The sequence below is a fragment of the Streptomyces sp. NPDC046862 genome, assembly GCF_040704615.1.
Lineage (GTDB): Bacteria > Actinomycetota > Actinomycetes > Streptomycetales > Streptomycetaceae > Streptomyces.
On the sequence record NZ_JBEYXP010000066.1, the window covers coordinates 15778 to 40679 of the forward strand.

Annotated in this window: 21 protein-coding genes; 10 read left to right on the top strand and 11 right to left on the bottom strand. The window is 69.6% G+C overall.

Going from position 1 to position 24902, the window contains the following annotated elements:
• Positions 1-46: 46 nt before the first annotated feature.
• The 3 genes from AB0959_RS45620 (at position 47) to AB0959_RS45630 (ending at position 3216) form a co-directional block, all read left to right on the top strand.
• Complete coding sequence (locus AB0959_RS45620; RefSeq protein ID WP_366832809.1) at positions 47-1453, top strand: extracellular solute-binding protein; 1407 nt, start codon at positions 47-49, stop codon at positions 1451-1453.
• Positions 1454-1536: 83 nt separating this feature from the next.
• Entirely contained in the window at positions 1537-2370 is an 834-nt protein-coding gene (locus AB0959_RS45625; RefSeq protein WP_366832849.1) for a sugar ABC transporter permease, read from the top strand.
• A 6-nt stretch (positions 2371-2376) separates the two neighbouring features.
• A complete protein-coding gene (locus tag AB0959_RS45630; protein WP_366832810.1) occupies positions 2377-3216 on the top strand; it encodes a carbohydrate ABC transporter permease in 840 nt (279 codons plus the stop codon).
• Positions 3217-3310: 94 nt separating this feature from the next.
• Here the strand turns inward: AB0959_RS45630 and AB0959_RS45635 are convergent, their stop codons facing one another.
• Complete coding sequence (locus AB0959_RS45635; protein WP_366832811.1) at positions 3311-3739, bottom strand: glutaredoxin domain-containing protein; 429 nt, start codon at positions 3737-3739, stop codon at positions 3311-3313.
• 379 nt (positions 3740-4118) lie between these two features.
• Between AB0959_RS45635 and AB0959_RS45640 the strand changes: the two genes are divergently transcribed.
• Positions 4119-5699 (top strand): alpha-1,2-mannosidase, encoded by a 1581-nt coding sequence (locus AB0959_RS45640; RefSeq protein ID WP_366832812.1) that lies wholly within the window; start codon positions 4119-4121, stop codon positions 5697-5699.
• A 67-nt stretch (positions 5700-5766) separates the two neighbouring features.
• Here the strand turns inward: AB0959_RS45640 and AB0959_RS45645 are convergent, their stop codons facing one another.
• A complete protein-coding gene (locus tag AB0959_RS45645; protein WP_366832813.1) occupies positions 5767-6240 on the bottom strand; it encodes a PPOX class F420-dependent oxidoreductase in 474 nt (157 codons plus the stop codon).
• Between the two features lie 356 nt (positions 6241-6596).
• Between AB0959_RS45645 and AB0959_RS45650 the strand changes: the two genes are divergently transcribed.
• Positions 6597-7229: an XRE family transcriptional regulator gene (locus AB0959_RS45650; RefSeq protein WP_366832850.1), complete on the top strand. Its 633-nt coding sequence runs from the start codon at positions 6597-6599 to the stop codon at positions 7227-7229.
• A gap of 25 nt (positions 7230-7254) precedes the next feature.
• Here AB0959_RS45650 and AB0959_RS45655 read toward each other — a convergent pair whose 3' ends face one another.
• Entirely contained in the window at positions 7255-8280 is a 1026-nt protein-coding gene (locus AB0959_RS45655; protein WP_366832814.1) for an ATP-dependent 6-phosphofructokinase, read from the bottom strand.
• 307 nt (positions 8281-8587) lie between these two features.
• Between AB0959_RS45655 and pta the strand changes: the two genes are divergently transcribed.
• The 3 genes from pta to pyk all read left to right on the top strand — a co-directional run bounded on the left by pta (position 8588) and on the right by pyk (position 13446).
• Complete coding sequence (gene pta, locus AB0959_RS45660; RefSeq protein ID WP_366832815.1) at positions 8588-10693, top strand: phosphate acetyltransferase; 2106 nt, start codon at positions 8588-8590, stop codon at positions 10691-10693.
• Complete coding sequence (locus AB0959_RS45665; protein WP_366832816.1) at positions 10690-11898, top strand: acetate kinase; 1209 nt, start codon at positions 10690-10692, stop codon at positions 11896-11898. The genes pta and AB0959_RS45665 overlap by 4 nt, the downstream gene beginning before the upstream one ends.
• A gap of 117 nt (positions 11899-12015) precedes the next feature.
• Positions 12016-13446, top strand: coding sequence for a pyruvate kinase (pyk, locus tag AB0959_RS45670; RefSeq protein WP_366832817.1), 1431 nt, complete (start codon positions 12016-12018; stop codon positions 13444-13446).
• A 126-nt stretch (positions 13447-13572) separates the two neighbouring features.
• Here the strand turns inward: pyk and AB0959_RS45675 are convergent, their stop codons facing one another.
• From AB0959_RS45675 to AB0959_RS45690, 4 genes are all read right to left on the bottom strand, one after another.
• A complete protein-coding gene (locus tag AB0959_RS45675) occupies positions 13573-14904 on the bottom strand; it encodes a hypothetical protein (RefSeq protein WP_366832818.1) in 1332 nt (443 codons plus the stop codon).
• Entirely contained in the window at positions 14894-15439 is a 546-nt protein-coding gene (locus AB0959_RS45680) for a DUF6114 domain-containing protein (RefSeq protein ID WP_366832819.1), read from the bottom strand. The genes AB0959_RS45675 and AB0959_RS45680 overlap by 11 nt, the downstream gene beginning before the upstream one ends.
• Before the next feature lie 143 nt (positions 15440-15582).
• Positions 15583-16215 carry a DUF6230 family protein gene (locus tag AB0959_RS45685; protein ID WP_366832820.1) on the bottom strand — a complete coding sequence of 211 codons (633 nt, stop codon included), beginning with the start codon at positions 16213-16215 and terminating at the stop codon, positions 15583-15585.
• A 625-nt stretch (positions 16216-16840) separates the two neighbouring features.
• The gene (locus tag AB0959_RS45690) at positions 16841-17815 is read right to left on the bottom strand and encodes a tetratricopeptide repeat protein (RefSeq protein WP_366832821.1); all 975 of its coding nucleotides are present in this window, start codon (positions 17813-17815) and stop codon (positions 16841-16843) included.
• 240 nt (positions 17816-18055) lie between these two features.
• Here AB0959_RS45690 and AB0959_RS45695 point away from each other — a divergent pair, with 240 nt between their 5' ends.
• Positions 18056-18682: a TetR/AcrR family transcriptional regulator gene (locus AB0959_RS45695; protein ID WP_366832822.1), complete on the top strand. Its 627-nt coding sequence runs from the start codon at positions 18056-18058 to the stop codon at positions 18680-18682.
• A 212-nt stretch (positions 18683-18894) separates the two neighbouring features.
• Here the strand turns inward: AB0959_RS45695 and AB0959_RS45700 are convergent, their stop codons facing one another.
• The 3 genes from AB0959_RS45700 to AB0959_RS45710 all read right to left on the bottom strand — a co-directional run bounded on the left by AB0959_RS45700 (position 18895) and on the right by AB0959_RS45710 (position 21587).
• Positions 18895-20595, bottom strand: coding sequence for a methylmalonyl-CoA mutase family protein (locus tag AB0959_RS45700; RefSeq protein WP_366832823.1), 1701 nt, complete (start codon positions 20593-20595; stop codon positions 18895-18897).
• Positions 20596-20670: 75 nt separating this feature from the next.
• A complete protein-coding gene (locus tag AB0959_RS45705) occupies positions 20671-21009 on the bottom strand; it encodes a DUF3817 domain-containing protein (protein WP_366832824.1) in 339 nt (112 codons plus the stop codon).
• Positions 21010-21077: 68 nt separating this feature from the next.
• The gene (locus tag AB0959_RS45710; protein ID WP_366832825.1) at positions 21078-21587 is read right to left on the bottom strand and encodes a MarR family transcriptional regulator; all 510 of its coding nucleotides are present in this window, start codon (positions 21585-21587) and stop codon (positions 21078-21080) included.
• 239 nt (positions 21588-21826) lie between these two features.
• Here AB0959_RS45710 and AB0959_RS45715 point away from each other — a divergent pair, with 239 nt between their 5' ends.
• Positions 21827-22846, top strand: coding sequence for a glycoside hydrolase family 6 protein (locus tag AB0959_RS45715; protein ID WP_366832826.1), 1020 nt, complete (start codon positions 21827-21829; stop codon positions 22844-22846).
• Between the two features lie 43 nt (positions 22847-22889).
• Here the strand turns inward: AB0959_RS45715 and AB0959_RS45720 are convergent, their stop codons facing one another.
• Positions 22890-24902, bottom strand: coding sequence for a kelch motif-containing protein (locus AB0959_RS45720; protein ID WP_366832827.1), 2013 nt, complete (start codon positions 24900-24902; stop codon positions 22890-22892).

Below are 24902 nucleotides of genomic sequence, written 5' to 3' on the forward strand. Positions count from 1 at the left end.
GGGCAGCAAACCCCTGGCCACAACGACGTAGGCCCGCAGGAGGTCGTTGCCCGTGCGCCCCACCGCCGTCCGCACCCGCCCCACTGCCTTACTCACCACCCTCGTCGCGCTTGCCGCCCTCACCGCGTGCGGCGGCGGTTCCGGAAGCGACGCGAACACACTGAAGGTGTCCTTCAAACAGTCCACGGACAACTCGGTCCGTGTCATGGACACCTTCCTCGCCGGCGTCAAGAAGCAGTTCGAGAAGGAGAACCCGGGGAAGAAGGTCGAACTCGTCCCCATCAAGGCCCCGGACTCGGAGTACTACACCAAGGTCCAGCAGATGCTCCGCTCGCCGAAGACAGCCCCCGACCTGGTCTACGAGGACACCTTCCTCATCAACTCCGACATCACGAGCGGCTATCTGAAACCCCTCGACCCGTACCTGGCCAAGTGGAAGGACTGGGAGCAGTTCATCGACTCCGCCAAGACGGCGGCCAAGGCCGAGGACGGCAAGACGTACGGCATCCCGGACGGCACCGATACCCGCGGACTCTGGTTCGACAAGGACATCTTCGCCAAGGCCGGGCTGCCCTCCGACTGGCAGCCGAAGACCTGGGAGGACGTCCTCTCCGCCGCCCGCACCGTCAAGAGGAAGGTCCCCGGCGTCACACCGCTGAACGTCTACACGGGCAAACCGGCGGGCGAGGCCGCGACCATGCAGGGCTTCGAGATGCTGCTGTACGGGACGGGCGACGGAACTGGCAGCGGGACGGGTGACGGGAAGTCCGACCCCCTGTACGACAGGGCGAGCAGGAAGTGGATCGCCGGGAGCCAGGGCTTCAAGGACGCCCTGGGCTTCGTGGAGACCGTCTACAAGGAGAAGCTCGGCCCCGACGTCTCCGTCGCCCTCGACCCGAACATCCAGACCATCGTCCGCGGCGACCTCCTGCCCAAGGGCAAGCTGGCCATCGACCTCGACGGCTCCTGGCTCCCGCAGGACTGGCAGAAGGGCGCCGGGCACGAGTGGCCGACCTGGTCGAAAGAGCTGGGGCTGGCGTACATGCCGACCCAGCACGGCCAGGCCCCGGGCAAGGTGAGCATGTCCGGCGGCTGGACCTGGGCGATCCCGGCCAAGGCGGCCAACCCGGACCTGGCCTTCGAGTTCATCAAGACGATGCAGACGAAGAGCAATGCCCAGAAGTGGTACATCGCCAACTCCGGTATCGCGGTGCGCGAGGACGTCGCCGAGGACCCGGAGTACGTGAAGGCCCAGCCCGGCATCAAGTTCTTCACCGACCTGGTCCCCAGCACCCACTACCGCCCCGCGTACCCGGCGTACCCGAAGGTCTCGACGGCCGTCCAGGAGGCCATGGAGGGCGTGACGACCGGTGATGTGTCGGTCGAGGAGGCGGCGCGCGGTTACGACGACACCCTGAAGTCGGTCACGGACGGCCAAGTGATCGCGAGGTGAGTCACCAGGAAGTCCGCAAGGCTCCGCGCCCCGTTCAGGTCCGCAAGGCCCCGCGCCCCGTTCTCCGAGGCCTCGGCCGCGCGCTGCCCGTCACGCCCGCCCTCGTCCTCCTGGTCCTCTTCCTCGCGGGCCCGATCGTCTACTGCGCGTACATCGCCTTCACCGACCTCCAGCTCACCGGCCAGGCCCGGGAGTCGTTCGTCGGCTTCGACAACTTCCGTACGGCGTTCCAGGACGACGCGTTCCTCAACGCCGTATGGCTGACGCTCGTGTTCACGGTGCTCAGTTCGCTCCTCGGGCAGAACACGCTGGGGCTGGCGCTGGCGTCGCTGATGCAGCGGGCGTCGAAGCCGGTCCGTACGCTCGTGGGCGGGATCGTGATCACGGCGTGGGTGCTGCCTGAGGTCGTCGCCGGTTTCCTGCTGTACGCCTTCTTCCGCCGCGAGGGCACCCTGAACGCGATCCTGGACTGGCTCCATCTGCCGTCCCAGAACTGGCTGTTCACGCTCCCGATCCTGGCGGTGTCGTTCGCGAACGTCTGGCGGGGCACGGCCTTCTCGATGCTGGTGTACTCGGCGGCCCTGAACGAGATACCCAAGGAGATCACGGAGGCGGCGGAGGTCGACGGCGCGAGCGGCCCGCGCCGGCTGTGGCACATCACGCTGCCGATGATCCGGCGTTCCATCGGCACGAACCTGATGCTCAACACCCTGCAGACGCTGTCCGTCTTCGGTCTGATCTGGGTGATGACCCGCGGGGGCCCCGGCGACAGGAGCCAGACACTCCCCCTCTTCATGTACGAACAGGCCTTCCAGAACAGCATGATCGGCTACGGCACGGCCGTGGCCCTCCTGCTGCTCCTCATCGGATCGCTGTTCTCGGTCATCTACCTGCGCCTGCTGCGGACGGAGGTCTGAGCCGCCATGCCCCGCACCCTGAACAGCCGCCGCACGGCCCACCGCCTGGCCGCCGACGCCGGCCTCCTCGCCGTGGCCGCGGCCTTCGCCCTCCCGCTGGCCTGGGTGGTCCTGTCCGCCCTGGACCCGGACGCGGACCTGAGGGTGAAGGTGCCGGGCGGCCTGACCCTGTCCAACTTCGACGCCGTCCTGACCCCGGACATCACCTTCACCCCGCTCCTCAACAGCCTGATCCTGTGCGGCGGCGGGACCGTCCTGACGGTGGTGTGCGCGGCTCTCGCGGCCTATCCCCTGTCCCGCTTCCGCTCCCGCCTCAACCGCCCCTTCCTGCTCACCGTCCTCTTCGCGACGAGCCTGCCGATCACCGCGATCATGGTCCCGGTGTACGCGCTCTTCGTGCGGGTGAACCTGATCGACACCCTGCAGGGCACGATCTTCTTCTTCGCGGCCTCTCAACTGCCGTTCGCCATCTGGCTGATGAAGAACTTCATGGACGGCGTCCCGAGGGAACTGGAGGAGGCCGCCTGGACGGACGGCGCGTCGTCGCTTCAGTCCCTGGTCCGGATCGTGCTGCCCCTGATGGGCCCGGGCGTGGCCGTGGTGACCGTGTTCTGCTTCGTCATGATGTGGGGCAACTTCTTCGTGCCGTTCATGCTGCTCCTGACGCCCGACCAGATGCCCGCCGCCGTCAGCATCAACGAGTTCTTCGGGAACCGCGGGATGGTGGTGTACGGGCAGCTGGCCGCGTTCTCGGTGATCTACTCGACGCCGGTGCTGGTGCTGTACGTGCTGGTGGCACGGCGGTTGGGTGGGGGGTTCGCGTTGGGTGGGGCGGTGAAGGGGTGAGCGGCGTACGGCAACGGCAGGGCGAAGAACACCTTGAGGTTCACGGCGCACAGGCCCCTCGGCCCGTGAGGATGTGACACTTCAGCGCAGAGTGTCACATGAGCTGTTCGCGTACCCATTCGGGATCGGGGTTGGTGTGCGACTGGCCCGCCACGACGACGGTCGGCACGGTCTCGTTGCCGTCGTTGGCTGCCTTCACCGCTGCGGCTCCCGCCGGGTCACGCCAGATGTTGACCCAATGCAACTGGCGAGCGTTGCGGCCCAGTCGGATGCGCAGTCGCACGCAGTACGTGCAGCCCGGACGCCAGAAGACGACCGGCCGACCGTCGACCGCGCTGCGGCGTTGTGCCTCCCGCGTACCGATCGTCTTCGGGAAGATCAGGGGCGAACTCACACCTGCGAGCGCCAGGAACGCCAGCAGGAGTGCTGTAGCTGTGCCGAGGTTCCCTTGGAAGATCTGCCCAGTCGCGACGACTGAGCCGCAGAGCACGAACAGCATCGGCAGGATCCAGGCGCGCATCATGGTGGCGAAGGCTATCGATGAGTCGAACTACTCCTCGAGCCAGGGCGTTCACCCGGGTGTTCGCAGGACACGAAGACCGTGAAGGTGACGCTGCTGGCTGAAGCCGGCCAGGAAGACACCTACCTCACCGACACCCGCCAAGCGCTCCGCTCCCTCATCCGCGACATCAAGGCGCTCCCGTGCGTTGCCGTGCCTCGTCCAGCAGGTTCGTCGTCGGTAGTGGCTACGGCACCGGGTCTCTCCGACCCGCCAAGTCCCGTGAGGCTGCGCCGTGTTGTCAGTGGTCCTCAGTACGTTGGCAAGCGCCACGGGCCGCAAGGCCACCCCGCACACATCGCGACCGGTACAACCGGTACGCCCGGACGACACAGGGACACGCATGGAACCCGTTTTCGCCGACTTCTCCACCAACCCGGCCCAGCTGTCGAACGCCGTGGTCGCCCACCACCGCTGCGGAATCGCCCCCTCGCACCTCGCGCTGGGCGCCGGCGGACACATCCAGGTGGACTTCACGGTGGGCGAGCGGGAGGAGATCGCCGAGACGGTCGTCACGGTGGCCGTTCTCGGTGCGAGCGCTCCGATGGACGTCCTGCTCAACGGCAAGGCCCTGGCGGAGCAGCTGGCGATACCGGGGGACGGGGGGCACAGCGACCCGCAGGTCACCGTGCTCACCGCGCCGGGTGAACTCCTGACCGCCGGTGACAACCTTCTCGAGGTACGCAATCCGGAGGGCGCGGAAGGACTGCTGCGGCTGCGTGCCGTCACCGTGGACCCCGCGCACGACCGGGACCGGTCGGAGCGCGCCATGGCGGCCCGGGCGGCCCATCGGTCCGTCGTCGCCTTCGGCACCGAGTTCCGCGCCCCGGGCGCCACCACCTGGCAGACCGCTGCCCAGTTGCTCTTCCACATCGACAGCGGCGAGCGCGCCCTGCCCGCCCACCTCGCCTGGCGCGGGGCGGACGGGTCGGAGGCGGCGATCGGGCTGCGGGCGGACCTGTCCGGTTTCCTGGGCCACCGCAGGACCGCCGACGGTGCGGTCACCGAGTACCGCGGCACGCTCGCCGACCGCTGGGCCTACCCCGAGGGCACGGCCGGAGCTCCACTGCACCGGTTCTCCACCGAGGAGGGGCACGACGGCGTCTGGTCCCCCTCCGGCGAGTTGCGGCTGCTGCTCGACGACGGCGGCGCGCCCGTGGAGCGCGTGTCCTGGACCGACCGGCGCGGTACCACCGCCTCGGTGGTCCTGAGCTCCACCGGCGGGCCCGACGTGCCGGAACCCGTCGGTGAGCTGCTGGACATCACCCACAAGGTCACCGACGTCGAGGCGAGCGACGAGTTCGACATCGTGGGCGAGGTCGCGGAGAACCTGCTCAGCAAGTCCCGGAGCAAGTGGCTGGCGAACGACGACACCGCCGAGCTGGACTTCGCCTTCGAGCACCCCGCCGCCGTCGCCGCGTACCGGCTGACCTCGGCGAACGACGCCGCCGACCGCGATCCGGAGGACTGGGAGCTGCAGGGATCGCACGACGGCACGCACTGGACGACGGTGGACTCCCGCACCGGCGAACGCTTCCGGAAGCGCCACGAGACGAAGGAGTACTCCGTCGCCTCCCCCGCGCCCTACGCCCGTTACCGCCTCAGCATCACCTGCAACCTGGGCTCCGACCAGACCCAGCTCTCCCGGGTCCAGTTCCTCACCGCCGGGGCTCCGGCGGCCGGGCCGACGCACGGTGCCGCCGACTTCACGGGCTACCGCGCATCACGCGGGGGCGACGTCGTCGGCTACCGGGGTACGACCGTCCCCGGCCCCTGGTCGGACGCCCCCGGTGAGGGGGAGGGGCAGGAAGCCGGGCGGGCCCTGGAGAAGCTGCTCGCCGGCGACCTGGGCGAGACGGCCCGCGGCCTGGACGACGCGGCCCGGCTCATCGGCAAGCTGGCGGCATACCTGAAGAACTCCTGACGCCCCGGCGCCGCCGGGGGGGTGCGTACCCGTGCCCGTGCTGCACGGCGGAGCCGGTGCCGACCGGCTAGCCCTCGCTCCCGGGTTCCCCCTCCGGCAACACCCCCGCCCGGAACGGCTCCACGCCCACGACCCTGCGCACCCGGGTCGGCTCGATGAGGATCATCAGGCGCTGCTCCCCGGGGAGGAGCCACGGGTACCGGTCCTGGCCGATGTACTTCTTCGTGAGCCGGTCCATGCCCTTGAGCGCCTCCTCACCCTCCACGAACCGCACGACCCGTCCCCGTATCTCCGCCCGGTCGTAGGGGTTCTCGGGGTCGTGGTGGGAGAGGGAGACGTACGGGTTGCGCCGCAGGTTGTCCTCCTTGACGCGGCCCACGGACGTGTTCACCATGACGTACCCGTCCTCGATGTCGGCCCACATCGGCGACACCTGGGGCGCGCCGTCGGCGTCCACGGTCGCCAGATGCCAGAAGTTGGGGGCGAGCAGCCGCTCCCGGATGTGCCCGTCCAGGGTGTCCCTGCGGTCGGCCTCGGTCATGAGGTCAGTGCCTTCCAGCCGTTGCTTGATCGTATTCCGCCATCCTGGACCGGCGCGTGGCTCCCATGCCAGTCGGTCTCCTGGGACTCCTGGGTCCCAACGGCCCCACAGTGCCCGGACAACCCGCGGAACCCAGCCTTCCGGGGCGCGACCGCGGGCTCGCACAACCCGTGATTGTGGCCGAACAGACCGTAGTCACCGCAGCCCCACGCCCCTACCGTGGCCGCGTGCACCGACCACGAGCTCGAGCCCAGCACTCCGCGCAGCCCTCGCACTGGTCACAGGCCGCGCAGCCCCTACCCCCCACACCCCCCTTCAACTCCCCGGCCGCCCGCGAACTCCGTGCCGGGCTCGGCATGGAGCCCGAGCACGTGGCATACGGGATGCGCTCCTCGTACGGACTCCCCCACGTCACTCCGGACCTGGTCATCGACTGGGAACGCGGCACCGCCGCCCCCACCGGCGCCGAACTCACCGCCCTCGCGGGTGTGTTGTGGTGCTCGGTGGGCGACCTCGTCGGCACGCCCCGTACCTTGCGCGAGTACCGCGCCGCCCGGGGTCTCGCCGCCGAGGACGTCGCCCGCACCGTCGGCCTCGAACTCCTCGCGTACGTGCGCATGGAGGAGACGGAGCGGTGGCGCGGCACCGAGCGCCAGTCCGCCGCCCTCGCCGAACTGCTCGGCCTCTCGCTGCCGGACCTCGTCACCGTCTCGGGGAGGAACGGAAAACTGGCCGAACTGCTCCGGAACGCCGTGACCACGCGCTGGCAGGGCTACGTCCGCCCGGCGGCCAAGCTGCTGCCCCTGGACCGGCGGCATGTCGAGGACGTGCTCCGCCAGTTGCACGTCGTGTACCAGGGGATACGGACGGCCGGTCTCACCTGGGCGGGCGGCACGGCCGCGACCGACGCCGGAGAGGCCGGCCGTGACTTCCTGGACCACATCGTCGACCGCTTCTGGTCGACGGTGGAGAGCACCAGCCCGTACTGACCCGCGCCGACCCGCGCCGAGTGGCCTAGAAGACCGACTCCGCCTCGTCCATCCGGTCCTTCGGGACCGTCTTCAGCTCGGTCACGGCCTCCGCGAGCGGCACCATCACGATGTCGGTGCCGCGCAGCGCGGTCATCCTGCCGAACTCGCCCCGGTGCGCGGCCTCCACGGCGTGCCAGCCGAAGCGGGTCGCGAGGACGCGGTCGTACGCGGTGGGCGTGCCGCCGCGCTGCACGTGGCCGAGGATGACCGGCTTGGCCTCCTTGCCGAGCCGCCGCTCCAGCTCGTACGCGAGGGCCGTGCCGATGCCCTGGAAGCGCTCGTGGCCGAACTGGTCGATCTCGCCCTTGCCGTAGTCCATGGTGCCGTCGGCGGGGTGCGCGCCCTCGGCGACGCAGACGACCGCGAACTTCTTCCCCCGGGAGAAACGCTCCTCGACCATCTTGACCAGGTCGCCCGGGTCGAAGGGCCGCTCGGGGAGGCAGATGCCGTGGGCGCCGGCGGCCATGCCGGACTCCAGGGCGATCCAGCCGGCGTGCCGGCCCATGACCTCGACGACCATCACCCGCTGGTGGGACTCGGCCGTGGTCTTCAGACGGTCCATGGCCTCGGTGGCGACGCCGACGGCCGTGTCGAAGCCGAAGGTGCGGTCCGTGGAGGAGATGTCGTTGTCGATCGTCTTCGGGACGCCGACCACCGGCAGGCCCGCGTCGCTGAGCATCCGCGCCGCCGTCAGCGTGCCCTCGCCGCCGATCGGGATCAGGGCGTCGATGCCGAACTCGTGGATCATGTCGGAGGCGTTCTCGCAGGCCTCGCGCAGGCGGTCGCGCTCCAGGCGGGAGGAACCGAGGATGGTGCCGCCACGGGCGAGGATGCCGCTGACCGCGTTCAGGTCGAGGCCCTGGTAGCGGCCGTCCAACAGGCCGGCGTAACCGTCCTCGAAGCCGATGACCTCGTCGCCGTAGTGGTCCACCGCTCGGTGCACGACCGACCGGATCACTGCGTTCAGACCCGGGCAGTCGCCGCCTGCGGTGAGAACTCCGATACGCATCGTGCTGTGTCTCCTGCTCGGTGCCGGGTAGATGCTCGCTCATGGTGCGTGGTGGTACTTGTGAGTCCATCCGATTGTTCCACGGCGCACAGGGCGCTGTGGACTGCGTCCCTCCGGCCCCGTACGGCCGGTACGCTCCCGCGGCCACAGCCCCACCTTGACGGGCGCCTTATCCAGCCTCAGGGGTATTGTCAAGAGGGTTCTGCCCGCCACGGCTGGGTGATCTTCGCGGGACGCGAAACGGCGCGCCGAAACACCGCTGAAGACCCCCTGAAGACGGACCTGAAGACGGAACGGAGAATGACGCGTGACGCGCAGCGTGTACGTGACCGGGATCGACCGCGGCGACGGCCGCCAGGTGGTGGAACTGGGGGTCATGGAGCTGCTGACCCGCCAGGTCGACCGGGTCGGGGTGTTCCGCCCACTCGTCCACCACACCCCCGACCGGCTCTTCGAGCTGTTGCGCTCCCGCTACCGGCTCTCCCAGGATCCGGCCACCGTGTACGGCATGGACTACCAGGAGGCGTCCGCCCTGCAGGCCGAGCAGGGCACGGACGAGCTGGTGTCCACGCTCGTCGACCGCTTCCACCGGGTCGCCCGCGACTACGACGTCGTGCTCGTCCTCGGCACCGACTTCGCCGACACCCAGTTCCCGGACGAGCTGTCCCTGAACGCGCGGCTGGCGAACGAGTTCGGCGCCTCCGTGATCCCGGTGGTCGGCGGGCGGGGGCAGACCGTGGAGTCCGTGCTGGCCGAGACGCGCAACGCCCACCGGGCGTACGAGGGGCTCGGCTGCGATGTCGTGGCCATGGTCACCAACCGGGTCGCCCCGGCCGACCGCCTGGAGATCCAGGTGGGGCTCACGTCCCGCCTGGACGTGCCGGCGTACGTCCTCCCCGACGAGCCCGCGCTGTCCGCGCCGACCGTCGCACAGATCACCCACGCGCTGGGCGGCACGGTGCTCCTCGGCGACGACTCCGGACTCGCGCGCGACGCGCTGCACTTCGTGTTCGGCGGCGCCATGCTGCCGAACTTCCTCAACGCCCTCACGCCCGGATGCCTGGTGGTCACCCCCGGCGACCGCGCCGACCTGGTCGTCGGCGCGCTGGCCGCCCACAGCGCGGGCACCCCGCCGATAGCGGGTGTGCTGCTCACGCTGAACGAGCGGCCCAGCGAGGAGATCCTCACCCTCGCCGCCCGTCTGGCGCCCGGCACGCCGGTGGTCGCGGTCAAGAGCGGCTCCTTCGACACGGCATCCGAACTGTTCGCGATCGAGGGCAAGTTGAGCGCGGTCACGCCCCGCAAGGCGGAGACCGCGCTCGGTCTGTTCGAGCGGCACGTGGACACCACCGAGCTGGCCGGGCGGGTCTCCGCGCCCAGCAGCGACCGGGTCACGCCGATGATGTTCGAGCACAAGCTGCTGGAGCGGGCCCGCTCCGACAAGCGGCGCGTCGTGCTGCCCGAGGGCACCGAGGAGCGTGTGCTGCACGCGGCCGAGGTGCTGCTGCGCCGGGGCGTGTGCGAGCTGACGCTGCTCGGGCCGGGCGACCTGATCCGCAAGAAGGCCGCCGATCTGGGCATCGACCTCGGCGGCTCGCAGATCGTCGACCCGCGGACCTCCGAGCTGCGGGAGAGGTTCGCCGAGGACTACGCCCTGCTGCGCGCCCACAAGGGCGTCACCGTGGAGCTGGCGCACGACATCGTCTCGGACGTGAACTACTTCGGCACCCTCATGGTCCAGGAGGGCCTCGCCGACGGCATGGTCTCGGGCTCGGTGCACTCCACGGCCGCGACGATCCGCCCGGCGTTCGAGATCATCAAGACGAAGCCGGACGCCTCCATCGTCTCGTCCGTCTTCTTCATGTGCCTCGCCGACAAGGTGCTGGTGTACGGCGACTGCGCGGTCAACCCGGACCCGAACGCCGAGCAGCTCGCCGACATCGCCATCCAGTCGGCCACCACGGCCGAGCAGTTCGGTGTCGAGCCGCGGATCGCGATGCTGTCGTACTCGACCGGCACCTCCGGCTCCGGCGCCGACGTCGACAAGGTGCGCCAGGCCACGGAGCTGGTGCGCTCCCGTCGGCCCGACCTGAGGATCGAGGGCCCGATCCAGTACGACGCGGCCGTGGAACCGACCGTCGCGGCCACCAAGCTGCCGGGCTCCGAGGTCGCCGGCCAGGCCAGCGTGCTGATCTTCCCGGACCTCAACACCGGCAACAACACCTACAAGGCCGTCCAGCGCTCGGCCGGCGCCATCGCCGTCGGCCCGGTCCTTCAGGGTCTGCGCAAGCCCGTCAACGACCTGTCCCGGGGCGCCCTCGTCCAGGACATCGTCAACACCGTCGCCATCACGGCGATCCAGGCCCAGGCCCCCGTCGAGCGGGCCTCCGTCGAGAAGGCGACCGCCCAGTGAGTTCCACGCGTGTCCTCGTCCTCAACTCCGGCTCGTCGTCGGTGAAGTACCAGCTGCTCGACATGCGCGACAGCAGCCGGCTGGCCGTGGGGCTCGTCGAGCGCATCGGCGAGGAGACCTCCCGGCTGAAGCACACGCCGCTGCACGGGGGTGGTGAGAGCCGTGAGTCGACCGGCCCGATCCCCGACCACGAGGCCGCGCTCAAGGCCGTGTCGGAGGAACTCGCCAAGGACGGGCTGGGGCTGGACTCGCCCGAGCTGGCCGCGATCGGGCACCGCGTGGTGCACGGCGGGAAGTCCTTCACCGAGCCGACGGTGATCGACGACGCCGTCCTCGCGGAGATCGAGCGCCTGATCCCCGTGGCGCCGCTGCACAACCCGGCCAACCTGACGGGCATACGGACGGCTCGGGCGCTGCGGCCCGACCTGCCCCAGGTCGCCGTCTTCGACACCGCGTTCCACACGACGATGCCGGAGTCGGCGGCGCGCTACGCGATCGACGTGAAGACCGCGGACGAGCACCGCATCCGCCGCTACGGCTTCCACGGCACCTCGCACGCGTACGTCTCCCGCGCCACCGCCGAACTGCTCGGCCGGGCGCCGCAGGACGTGAACGTGATCGTGCTGCACCTCGGCAACGGGGCCTCGGCGTCCGCCGTCGAGAAGGGGCGGTGCGTGGACACCTCCATGGGGCTGACGCCTTTGGAGGGACTCGTGATGGGTACGCGGTCCGGTGACCTGGATCCGGCCGTCATCTTCCATTTGGCGCGCGTTGGCGGCCTGTCCACGGACGAGATCGACACTCTCCTCAACAAGAGGAGCGGTCTGGTCGGACTGTGCGGGGACAACGACATGCGGGAGATCCGCCGCCGTGTCGACGAGGGTGACGAACAGGCTCAACTGGCCTTCGACATCTACATCCACCGGCTGAGGAAGTACATCGGCGCCTACTACGCGGTCCTCGGCCGGGTGGACGCGGTCGCCTTCACGGCCGGGGTCGGCGAGAACGCGGCCCCGGTGCGCGAGGCGGCGATCGCGGGCCTGGAGGAACTGGGCCTCGCGGTCGACGCCGCCCTGAACGCCGTACGGAGCGACGAGCCGCGCCTGATCTCGCCCGCGGGCTCGCGGGTCGCGGTCGCCGTCGTCCCCACCGACGAGGAGCTGGAGATCGCCACTCAGACCTTCGCACTGGTCGCACGGAAGTGAGACGGTGAGCGAGCGGGCCGGCGAGTGAGTCGCGCCACACCTGAGCGCATACCCGCCCATTTGTATCTTCCGCCAGACGGAATATTCCGTAGCGAAACAAACCGATAGGATCGTCCCATGCGCCGTTCGAAAATCGTCTGTACTCTCGGCCCCGCGGTCGACTCCCATGAGAAGCTCGTCGCCCTGATCGAGGCGGGCATGAACGTGGCCCGTTTCAACTTCAGCCACGGCTCGCACGCCGAGCACCAGGGCCGTTACGACCGTGTCCGGGCCGCCTCCGCCGAGACCGGCAGGGCCATCGGCGTCCTCGCCGACCTTCAGGGCCCGAAGATCCGTCTGGAGACCTTCGCGGAGGGTCCCGTCGAGCTGGTGCGCGGTGACGAGTTCACCATCACCACCGAGGACGTGGCGGGCGACAAGACCATCTGCGGGACGACGTACAAGGGCCTGCCGGGCGACGTCGCCACGGGCGACCAGATCCTCATCAACGACGGCAACGTCGAGCTGCGGGTCGTCGAGGTCGACGGTCCCGAGGTGAAGACGGTCGTCATCGAGGGCGGCGTCATCTCGGACCACAAGGGCATCAACCTGCCCGGCGCGGCCGTGAACGTGCCGGCCCTGTCCGAGAAGGACGTCGAGGACCTGCGGTTCGCGCTCCGGATGGGCTGCGACATGGTGGCGCTGTCGTTCGTGCGCGACGCGGGCGACGTCCAGGACGTCCACAAGGTGATGGACGAGGTGGGCCGCCGCGTCCCCGTCATCGCCAAGGTGGAGAAGCCGCAGGCCGTGGAGAACATGGAGGACGTCGTGATGGCGTTCGACGGCGTCATGGTCGCGCGTGGCGACCTGGCCGTCGAGTACCCGCTGGAGCGGGTCCCCATGGTGCAGAAGCGTCTCATCGAGCTGTGCCGCCGCAACGCCAAGCCGGTGATCGTGGCGACCCAGATGATGGAGTCGATGATCACCAACTCCCGCCCCACGCGCGCCGAGGCGTCCGACGTCGCCAACGCGATCCTGGACGGCGCCGACGCGGTGATGCTGTCCGCGGAGTCGTCCGTGGGCGCGTACCCGCTGGAGACGGTCAGGACGATGTCGAAGATCGTCGCCGCGGCCGAGGAGGAGCTCCTCTCCAAGGGCCTGCAGCCGCTGGTGCCGGGCAAGAAGCCGCGCACCCAGGGCGGTTCGGTGGCCCGCGCCGCGTGCGAGATCGCCGACTTCCTCGGCGGCAAGGGCCTGGTGGCGTTCACCCAGTCCGGCGACACGGCCCGCCGGCTGTCCCGCTACCGCGCGGCCCAGCCGATCACCGCGTTCACCACCGACGAGTCCACCCGCAACCAGCTCACGCTCAGCTGGGGCGTGGACTCGCACGTCGTGCCGTTCGTGAACAGCACCGACGAGATGGTCGACATGGTCGACCAGGAGATGATCAGGATCAACAAGTTCCACCAGGGCGACATCGTGATCATCACCGCGGGCTCGCCCCCCGGCATCCCCGGCACCACCAACATGGTCCGGGTGCACCACCTGGGCGGCGGCGACCGCGACTGACCCCGTACGGACGCCCCAGGGACTCTGGGGCGTCCGCTGACGGCGCTGTACGACGACGAGGGCGCCCCCTGCGCGGCAGGGGGCGCCCTCGTCGTGTGCGGCTCCCGAACGGGCCCTGGGGGCTTCTCAGCCGGTGGTGTACTGGTGCATCCCGGGGACGGTCAGCGTCCCGCCGAACTGGGCGGCCTGAACGACCGTCACGTTGGTGAAGTAGATCAGCGGGATGTTCAGCGGCGGCGGGTGCTCCGGGTCGAACGTGATCGGGATCAGACCGAGCAGGTTGCCGGAGATGCTCTCCGTGTACATGACCGTCTTGCCGTCACGGATGGTGGACGTGGTGCCCTTGCCCGCCTGTACGTGGTAGGTCTTGCCGGCCTGCTTGTCCTTGACGGTCTGGTGCAGGTCACCGATGTCGGAGCCGTCGGAGATGACGTACTTCAGGACCTTCTTGACCGATCCGTCGGCCGTCTTCACCTTGACGATGCCCTGGTAGTCGGCGCCCTTGAGCAGCAGCGAACTGGCCTCCAGGTACCAGGGGTCGTCGGCCAGCGGCGGAATGCCGGTCTCGACGCCGCCCTCCTCGTCCGTGGCGGTCGGGCAGTCCTCCGGGTCCGTGGTGGAGCTCGCGGACGGGCTGGGGGTCGCGGTGGCCTCGTCGGCCGCGTCCGCCGCCTTGTCCGTGGTGTCCTTGGCCGCCTTGGAAGCCGCGTCGGTCACGTCCTTGGCCGTGTCCTTGACCGAGTCCTCGGTGTCCTTGGCGGCGGACGTGGCCTTGTCCTCGGCGTCCTTGACCGCGTCGGAGGCGTCCTTGGTGGCCGAGGCCGACGGGGACGGCGTCGCCGTGTCGTCCGTGGACGCCTGGTCCTTGGGCGTGAAGACGTCCTTGAGGGTGTCGCCGATGGTGTCGAGCAGGTTGTCGCTGCTCTCGGACGGCGAGGGGGCCGCCGCGGAGGAGTCGTCCTGCGAGGACTCGGCGGGGGCGCTCGTGGAGGGGGACGGCGCGGGCTCGGTCTTGTCGTCGGAACCTGAATCCGACGAAGAGCCCCCGCCCGAAGTCCCGCTGCCCGAGGAGCCGTCGGAGTCCTGCTCCTTCTTGCCGTCGGACGTGCCGTCGGACGTGTCTCCGGACTTGTCTCCGGACTTGTCGTCCGAAGCGGAGTCGGAGGGCGAGGGCGACGCCTCCTTGTCCTCGTCGGCGGCCTTCAGCGCGTCGACACAGTCCTTGTACTCGTCGGCGTTCAGGCTCTTCGCCGACGGCTTGTCGTCGGCCCGGGCGAGTGTCGAGGTGAACCCCATGCCCATGAGGACCGCCGTCGGCATCGCCGCCACGGCTATCGCCTTGCCCGCGGGCACCTGGATCCGGGTGAGAAGGGGCTTCTTGGGCGCCGCGTGCCGCGGTCCGGATCTCGCGCGGGACTCTCCCACCGCAGCCCCGCGGGTCTCCTCGTCAGCCGGCACTGTGCCTCCCGTTCGTCCCGTTCGGGGTGGTACCTGACAGATCGTCGAACTCGCCGCCCGCCCCGTTCGTGGCTCCGGCCGCCGCCGGCTGCGGGGCTCCGGCGGTGTTCTGCTGGGCGGCCACGACCGGCTGCTCCTCCTTGGCGGGCGCCCAGGAGACGGCCATCGCGCCGCCGATGAGGGCGAGCAGGAAACCGATCACGAAACCACCGAGGTTGGAGACCGGGATGGACACGAGCGCCAGGAGGATCGCCGCGACGCCCGCGAAGGTCCGTACGTGCCGCTGGAACCAGAGGCTGAACCCGAGAACCACCAGCAGCACGCCGATGATGAGAGACCCCGCGCCGCCCGTCGTGGCCATCGCCAGCGTCAGGTGGCCGATCTGGAGGTTCGCGTACGGGAAGTACATGATCGGGAAGCCGCTGAGCAGCACGAACAGCCCCGCCCAGAATGGACGAGTGCCCCTCCAAGCCTGGAATCGCCGCCGGAAGACGCGGAGATAGTGCTCGTTCTGCCCCGTTGACTCGGCGCTCATGGACAACAGCTCCCTGGAACGGCGTTGCTGTGATTCACGTACGGGAAGCGCTGCTACGCGGTTCACGCACGAAAGAGTTCACGTAGTTGGGAAGGGACGGGCGGGCGAAGAAGCCGAGACCCCCTCACCCGCCCGGTGAGCGCCTAGTAGCACTCGTTGACGCCCTTGTGCAGCGACATCTTCAAGTTGCTGAGCTTGAAGGTTCCGGCAGTGGTCGCCCACGCCGTCTGCTTGACGTCGGTCAGCGAGGCCGAGTCGGCCTGCTGCGCGAACCCGTACGGGTTGGCCTGGTCGCCCTTGGCGATGCCCGGACCCTTGGTGGCGTCCTTCGCCGCGACACCGATGTCGATGTTCTTGAACGTGGCGTCAGCGCCCAGTTCCTCGACGTCGATGTACAGGTTGTCGGCTTCGACCTTCGTGCCGCCCGTACCGGCGGTCAGCTTGAGGCTGACCGAGCCGATGAGCGGAATGTCCGGCGTGACCACCGACTGGCACATGTTGCTGATCTCGGCGTGCTTGAACGCCGAGACCGCGACAGGGTGGGCCGTCTTCTCACCCTTGAGGGTGTAGCCCTGGTCGATGGCCCCGTACTGAGAGAAGCCCGTACCGTCGAGCTGGCCTGCCGTGACCTTGAACGACTGCCCCGACACACTGAACGAAGCGGCCAGAGCGCCCTGCGCGAGGGCGACACCTATCGCTGCTGTCGCGGCGACGCTGGGCACCATGACCACAGCGAACCGCTTCCATCTGGTCCCGCCACGCACCTGGGACTCCATATTTCCTCCTTCTCGGACGTACATCTCCTGGCCCCGGCTCGCACCTTGACGGCGACTCAGCCAGGCAGGGATGGGAGAAGTGCTACGTCCTCGGGAAGGAGAGCGCCCGAACTCGGAGGCATCAACCGCGCCCGAATCACCGGCGATCACCCCCGAGCGACAACCACTGGTCGCGCCTGACACGCATCACGCACAACCTGCTGGACAGGCTCCACCGGTTGGGCGGAGACCCCCCTGTCCGAGAGCCGGCGCCACTGCCGCCGGCTCTACTCGGTGGGGACCCAAGAAAACCCGTTGACCCGACTGGCAGACGGGGCACGGGGAATGGACCGAGCGTGGCCGATCGTGGTGCATTCTCGCCGCCCTCGCAAGGGGGTTCGTTACTGGCTAGTAACGGACGGATAACCGATGTACGACCCACCGACACCGGGTGACAACCCAGGGTCGCCGCAAGTGAGTCGACAGACCAGTTGATCCATGGACAGAATCCGACAGAACGACGCTCACAGCTTACTGGCAGTAACAGCGGCCGCGATTACCAAGTTTTGGTAAAGCGCGGCCGCGGTGTCGCTCTGTCGGCAATTCTTTCACCTGGGCATCACAAGCCCCGGCGTTTAGGGACTGGTCAGAACAAGGCCCGAGCCAACGCCCGCCGAGCCGCGGTCACACGGGGATCCTCGGCGCCCACCACCTCGAACAACTCCAGCAGCCGCAACCGCGCGGCGTCCCGGTCGTCCCCGGCCGCACGCCGCACCGTGTCGATGAGCCGTCCGAACGCGTCCTCCACGTGACCACCCACCAGATCCAGGTCGGCGGCGGCGATCTGGGCCGGTACGTCCAGGGGGTTCTCGGCGGCGGCCTTGCGCACCGCTTGCGGGTCGGCGCCCTGCACCCGCTGGAGCAACTCGGCCTGGGCGAGGCCCAACTTGGCCTCCGTGTTGCCCGGGTCGTCGCTCAGCACGTTCTTGTACGCCTGGACCGCACCGCTGAAGTCGCCCGCGTCCAGAGCCTGTACGGCGGCCTCCAGCAGGTGGTCGTACGGACCGGCCGGGACCTGCTCCGCCGGCTCGGCACCCGCCGGCTCGGCGTCCTGGTCCACCGCGAGGCCCGTCAGACCGAAGCGCTCCTCGGCCACCTGCACGAGCTGGTCGAGGGTGCCGCGGATCTGGGCCTCCGGCGCCGCGCCCTGGAAAAGGGGCAGGGCCTGCCCCGCGACGACGGCGAAGACGGCCGGGATGCCCTGTACCCCGAACTGCTGCATCAGCATCTGGTTGGCGTCGACGTCGATCTTGGCGAGGACGAACCGCCCGTTGTACTCGACGGCGAGCCGCTCCAGCACCGGGCTCAGCTGCTTGCAGGGCTGGCACCACTCGGCCCAGAAGTCGATGACGACGGGCACCTCGGTGGACCGTTGAAGGACATCGCGCTCGAAGGCGGCCTCGTCGACATCGATGACGAGGTCAGCGGGGGAGACGGCCCCTCCCCCGCCCTGCCGGGCGGCTTCGGCGCGTGCCTGCTCCGCCTTCGCCTTGGCCTCCTGGGCCGCCTTCACCGCGGCGAGGTCGACGACTCCGCTCATGGACATGTTCCGTGGCTGCATGCGTACATCCTCCCCCCTCCGCGCGCCCGTGTGAAAAGCGTCGTGAAAGCCTGTCCCACCGCGTGACGTTCGGCGCCTGGTCCCCACCCGGCACCGGCGTGGTCGTCGCCCGCCCTCGCTCTTTCGATACGACCCGTAGCGTAACTGCACCGGAGGTCGACGCGACACCACGAAACGGTGATCTCCCTCACTGCCTCACAGGAAACACACTTCTCGGAAACGGCCGGATATGGTCGACGGGTGCAGAGCCGCTCCCCCGCTCCCCGTGCCACGGGCCGCCCGCGCAGCGCCGCGGCGGACGCGGCGATCCTGGAGGCGACCCGCGCGGCCCTGGTGGAGCTGGGCTGGTCCAAGCTGACGCTCGGCGACGTGGCGACCCGGGCGGGCGTCGCCAAGACGACCCTCTACCGGCGCTGGGCGGGCAAGAACGAACTGGTCGTGGACGCGGTGGCCGAGCTCTTCGACGAGCTGCGGCTCCCGGACAGCGGCAGCCTGGCCGCCGACATACAGGGCGTGGTCCTGCAGTTCGCGGCCATCCTGGACCGCCCGGAGGCCAAGAGCGGCCTGATGGCGGTGATCGCCGAGGCCACCCGCGACGACGCCCTGCGAGCCCGCATCCGGGCCTCGATCGTCGACCGCCAGAAGCGCCTGGTCCTGGAGGGGCGCGTCCGTGCACAGGCGCGTGGCGAGCTCCCCGCCGAGGAGGACCCCGTCTCCGCCTCCCGCACCGCGGACCTCATCTTCGACATGGTCGCCGGTGCGGTGGTCCATCGCACCCTGGTCAGCGCCGAGCCGGTGACCGAGGACTGGGCCCGCGGGTTCGCCCAGATACTGCTGCTGGGCCTGACGGGCACGAGACCGGCGTGAGCCGGACCTGAATGTGCTCGGGTAACCGCACGGTTTTCAGGGGCGCGGGGAACCGCGCGACCAGCCCCCACCCACCCGCACACAACCCACCCACCCCGGGCATCCCCACCCCACGGGGGCCTGGGGGCGCAGCCCCCGGGGACAGGATGGGACGGGTAGGGGCGGCGGGGGCGAAACCAGCCAGCCCCACGCCACCCCGCACGCAACCGCGCCTAGAACCCCGCCGGCTCCGTGTAGACCCCCCACTCGTCCCGCAACACGTCACAGATCTCGCCCAGCGTGGCCTCCGCGCGCACCGCGTCCAGCATGGGCCCGATCATGTTGGCCCCGTCCCGCGCGGCCGCCAGCATGGCGTCCAGGGCTCCCCGCACGGCCGCGTCGTCGCGCCCGCCCTTGCGGTCCCCCAGCACCCGCACCTGCTCCCGCTCCACCTCGTGGCTGACCCGCAGGATCTCCAGGTCCCCGGTGACCGAGCCGGTGTGGACGTTCACGCCCACGACCTTCTTCTCGTCCTTCTCCAGGGCCTGCTGGTACCGGAAGGCGGACTCGGCGATCTCACCCGTGAACCAGCCGTCCTCGATCCCGCGCAGGATGCCGGACGTGATGGGCCCGATCGGGTGCTGCCCGTCCGGGTGGGCCCTGAGGCCCCGCTCCTTGATCTGGTCGAAGATCTTCTCCGCGTCCGCCTCGATCCGGTCCGTCAGCTGCTCGACGTACCACGAACCACCCAGCGGGTCCGCCACGTTGCCGACGCCGGTCTCCTCCATCAGCACCTGCTGGGTGCGCAGCGCGATCTCCGCCGCCTGCTCCGACGGCAGCGCCAGCGTCTCGTCCAGCGCGTTCGTGTGCAGCGAGTTCGTCCCGCCCAGCACCGCCGCGAGCGCCTCCACCGCCGTGCGCACCACGTTGTTGTACGGCTGCTGGGCGGTCAGCGAGACTCCGGCGGTCTGCGTGTGGAAGCGGAGCCACTGGGCCTTCTCCGACGTCGCGCCGTACACGTCCCGCATCCACCGCGCCCAGATCCTGCGCGCCGCGCGGAACTTGGCGATCTCCTCGAAGAAGTCGACGTGCGCGTCGAAGAAGAAGGAGAGGCCCGGCGCGAAGACGTCCACGTCCAGCCCTCGCGACAGCCCCAGCTCCACGTACCCGAAACCGTCCGCCAGCGTGTACGCCAGCTCCTGCGCGGCCGTCGACCCGGCCTCGCGGATGTGGTAGCCGGAGACCGAGAGCGGCTTGTACGCGGGGATGTGGGACGCGCAGTGCTCCATCAGGTCGCCGATGAGGCGCAGATGCGGCTCGGGCTGGAAGAGCCACTCCTTCTGCGCGATGTACTCCTTGAAGATGTCGGTCTGCAGCGTGCCGTTCAGCACCGTCGGGTCCACGCCCTGGCGCTCGGCGGCCACCAGGTACATGCAGAAGACGGGCACGGCCGGGCCGCTGATCGTCATCGACGTCGTGACGTCGCCGAGCGGGATGTCCTTGAACAGGACCTCCATGTCGGCCGCCGAGTCGATCGCCACCCCGCAGTGCCCGACCTCGCCGAGGGAGCGCGGGTCGTCGGAGTCGCGCCCCATGAGCGTCGGCATGTCGAAGGCCACGGACAGGCCCCCGCCGCCGTTGGCGAGGATCTTCTTGTAGCGCTCGTTGGTCTGCTCGGCGTTGCCGAACCCGGCGAACTGCCGGATCGTCCACGTCCGCCCTCGATAGCCGGTCGGATACAGGCCGCGCGTGAAGGGATACTCCCCGGGCCAGCCGATCCGCTCGAAGCCCTCATAGGTGTCCCCGGGCCGGGGACCGTACACCGGCTCCACGGGGTCACCGGAGAGCGTGGTGAAGTCGGCCTCGCGCTTGCGCGAGGCGTCGTAGCGAGCCTGCCAGCGTCGGCGGCCTTCCTCGATGGCGTCAGCGTCCATGCCTCCAATTTACTAGGACGTCCAAGTAAATGTCGACGGCTGACCGCCGCACGCGTGACCGTACGGCGGTGGAGGCTACGCCTTGGCGACCGCGGGGGAGTCGTCCGCGATCTTCCCCTCCAGCTCACGGCTGATCCTGCGCTCCACGAAGAACGCGGCCGTCGGAACCGTACCCGCGAGCAGCACCCACAGCTGCTTGCCGACCGGCCACTTCGCCTTGGAGCCCAGATCGAAGGCGAAGACCAGGTAGAGGACGTACAGCCAGCCGTGCGCGATACCGACGACGCGCGTGAAGTCCGCGGCCCCGTCCATTTCCAGCAGGTACTTGGCGATCACACCGAGGGTCAGCAGGACCAGCAGTACACCGGTGACGTAGGCCATGACGCGGTAGCGGGTCAGCACGCTCTTTTTCATGGCTCCGAGCGTAACCACCGGTTTCGTACGATCTTCGGGCGCCCCCGAGGAGGCCGCACGCCCGGGGCCTACTCCTCCGCGAAGTCGTGCGCGGCCACCCGGAGCGGCCGGAGCATCGCGAAGATCTCCTGGCACTCCTCCGCGTCGTACGCGCCGAGCCCGAAGTCCATCGACATCAGGTCACGGGTGGCCGCCTCGCAGACCTCGCGGCCCTTGTCGGTGATGGAGGCGAGCGTTCCGCGGCCGTCGTTGGGATTGGGCCGCTTGTCGACGAGACCCGACCTGACCAGGCGGTCCACGGTGTTGGTGACCGACGTGGGGTGCACCATGAGCCGCTCACCGATCTTGGACATCGGCAGCTCGCCCTTCTGGGAGAAGGTGAGCAGCACCAGCGCCTCGTAGCGCGCGAAGGTCAGCTCGTACGGCCTGACGACCGCGTCGACCTCGGCGAGAAGGATCTGCTGCGCCCGCATGATCGAGGTGATCGCCGCCATGGACGGCACGTTTCCCCAGCGCTGCTTCCAGTGTTCGTCGGCGCGCGCGATGGGATCGAAGGAGAGGCTGAGCGGCTTCGGCACGGCACCGACCTTACCGGCCGGTCATATGGCGGTCAGCCCCGTCTCGCCCTTCGATCCCCGGCCTCCCACCCCTTCATCATTCCCCTTCATTCCCCGGACCCTCCCCTCGTTTCCCGCGCGCACCACCGGTGTCGTATCCGGGTCGATCCGTCCCCCTGTGGAACCATGAGTCACTGATCGTCACTTTTTGTCATTGATCGCCACAGATTCTCACTATCTCAGGGAACCGAGGGAGCAGCATGTCCCGGCTGATCCGTATCTTCGCGGCGTTCGCGGCGCTCGGACTCGCGGCGGGCTGCTCGTCCGGCTCCGGGGACGGCGGGGCCTCCATGGCCGACGGCACCACCGAGAAGGCCGCCAGGAGGACGACTCCCGCTCCCGGGTCGCCGTTCTGGGTCGACCCGGCCGGCCCGGCGGCCGAGCAGATCCGGCTGTGGCTGCGGGACGGCCGGACGCGGGACGCCGAGCTACTGAAGCGGATCGCGGACCAGCCGGCCGCGCTGTGGCCCGCGGGCGACGACCCGGTCCCGGCGATCACCAGGGCCACACAGGCGGCGGAGCAGGAGGGCCGCACGGCGGTGTTCGTCGCGTACAACATCCCGCACCGCGACTGCGGCCAGCACTCCGCGGGCGGCGCGTACGACGCGGCCACCTACCGCTACTGGATCGACCGGTTCGCCGGCGCCATCGGCGACAGCAGGGCACTGGTCGTCCTCGAACCGGACGCCGTGGCCCACATCGTGGACGGGTGCACGCCGCGCGAGTACCACGCGGAGCGCGAGCAGTTGCTGAGCGAGGCGGTCGTCCGGCTGAAGCAGCAGCCCGGCACCAAGGTGTACCTGGACGCGGGCAACCCGGCCTGGATCCGGGAGCACTGGAAGCTCGCGGAGCCGCTGCGGCGCGCCGGCATCGCCCACGCGGACGGCTTCTCCCTCAACGTCTCCAACTTCCAGACGGACGAGGCCACCAAGGCGTACGGCCTGCGGCTGTCCGAGGAGCTCGGCGGAAAGCACTTCGTCGTCGACAGCAGCCGCAACGGCAACGGCCCGCTGAACGGCGCACGCGGCACGGCCTGGTGCAATCCGCCGGGCCGCGCGCTGGGCACCCCTCCGACGACCGAGACCGGCGAGCCCGCCCTCGACGCCTATCTGTGGATCAAGCGCCCCGGCGAGTCGGACGGCGAGTGCGGGGGCGGCCCGCCGGCCGGGACGTGGTGGCCGGACTACGCCCTGGCGCTGGCCCGCGACTCCGAGGCATAGTCCGGGACCTCCCGCAGGGCCGCTCCGCCCTCCGGGCCGCTCTCTACCCGACCCGGATCCACTTGGCCACCGACGGCGTGCCCCGCGCGTCCGTCACGAAGAGCATGTACCAGCCGGGCGGGACCAGGGTGCGGTCCTTCGGCACCTCCACCGTGATCGCGCCCTTGGTCCGGGTGAGTCGGAGGGCGACGGAGCGCTGTTCCACGTCCGTGGTGTGCGTGACCGCGCTGGGCCGCATCAGCCGGGCCCTGGCGATGCGCTCCGGGTGCCGGGCGGCGAAGGTGGCACGGCCGTGCCCGTCGGCCTCCGGGGGCCCGGCGCCGAGGACGGGACGTTTCCCGCCGTTCCTGTGGAGCGCGGGCGGGGTGTAGACCTCCATGCGCTGCTCGAAGTGGCCGAGCTTGGTGTTCTGCTGGTCGTCGTAGAGCGGGTCGGAGCCGAAGGTGGCGATCCGGCCGTCGGGCAGGAGCAGCGCCTCGGAGTGATAGTTGCGGCCGACCGTGGGATCGGCGGCGGCGCGGAACGAGTTGGTCCTCGGGACGTAGAACTGGGCCTTGAGGATGTTGCTGGCGCTGCGGCCGCGGTAGTCCCGGGAGCCGTTGGTGGTGAAGACGGAGTCGTCCGGCATGATCACGCTGTTGAGGTAGCGGGTGCCCTGGGGCAGGTCGGGCCCGTTCTCGAACACGGGGTGGGGCCTGGTCAGGTCGACGACCGCCGTGCGCCGCGACGCCTTCTTCGACTCCCCGACACCTCCGCCGCCGAGGATCATCACCTTCTGGTCCTGGGCGGGCGGCAGGAGCAGGGAGGACGACGTCTCCGTCCGGTCCGGGTCCTTCAGGCCTGGAACCCGCTCGAACGTGTTGGTCCTCAGGTCCCACAGCCCGGGCGTACGGCCCATCGTCGCCGGTCCGTACCCGGCGTTGGAGGCGGGGTAGAAGAGCTTGCCGCCCTTGGTGAGGAAGAGCGCGGGGTAGGTCGGGAAGTACCGCTTGGGGCCGGGCTCCCACTTCTTGGTCTCCGGGTCGTAGATCTCGTTGTCGCCGGGGTCGACCACACCGACGTCGTCGAGCCCGGAGACGGCGAGGACACGCCCGTCCTGCAGCCCCACGAGGGTGGGGTACCAGCGGGCCTTGTCCATGGGAGCGACGGGAACGTACTTCTCGGCCGCCGGATCGAACTCGTAGGCCGCCCTGATCCCCTGGAAGTCCTGCTTCTCCAGGGTGATCTTCTCGGACAGGCCGTACGTGTTGGCCGCGGCCCTGCCCTTGAGGCCGACGATCTCGTACTGCGTCTGCTTGTTGGTGACCGAACGCCGCCCCTCCTTGACGGCCTCCACGAACACGCGGGCCTCGCTCGCGGTCACCTTCGTCTTCCAGGGCCGCATGACGCCGTCCTCGTCGTACGTGACGTCGAAGGTGCGTCTGGCCTTCGGCACGGTCACGTCGAACCGGCTGACGTACTCGACGCCGGAGGGCGAACGGAAGCGGGTCCCCTTCTTCAGCACCACGGCCCTGTCGGGGCTCTCGTTCTTGATCCGCATGCCGCCGCCGGCCCGCTTGACCTCGCCGTCGAGCAGTTCGTAGCGGGCGGTGCCGCCGGCCACCAGGAGGCGGCCGTCGGGGAGCTGGGCGTGTCCGGCGCAGAAGAAGTCCACGGGGGTGGGGATCTTCTTGAAGGTGTTCTTCACCGGGTCCCACAGGACGGTGTCGAACGATCCCGCGTCGAATTTCCTCTGCTCGTTCCCCGACCCGGCGACGATCAGCACCTTGCCGGTGTGCAGGAGGGCCGCGTGGATGGCGTTCGTGCGGTACTCGCCGGGGATGTCGACCTGGGACCAGGAGCCGTACCTGGCCTGGTAGCCGGGCTGCGCGATCTTCCAGTCGTGGTATCTCTCCTGCGCGAAGCCGACCACGGCGGGGGCGTTGAGCCCGAGGAGCAGCCCGGCGCCGCCGATGCCCAGCAGTGTCTTCTTCGTCTTCTCCCTGTTCCTCGTCCGCAGGACCCGTTGCAGAAGGGTCCGTTTCAGGACGGTCCGATGCAGAGGATTGTGGGTCAT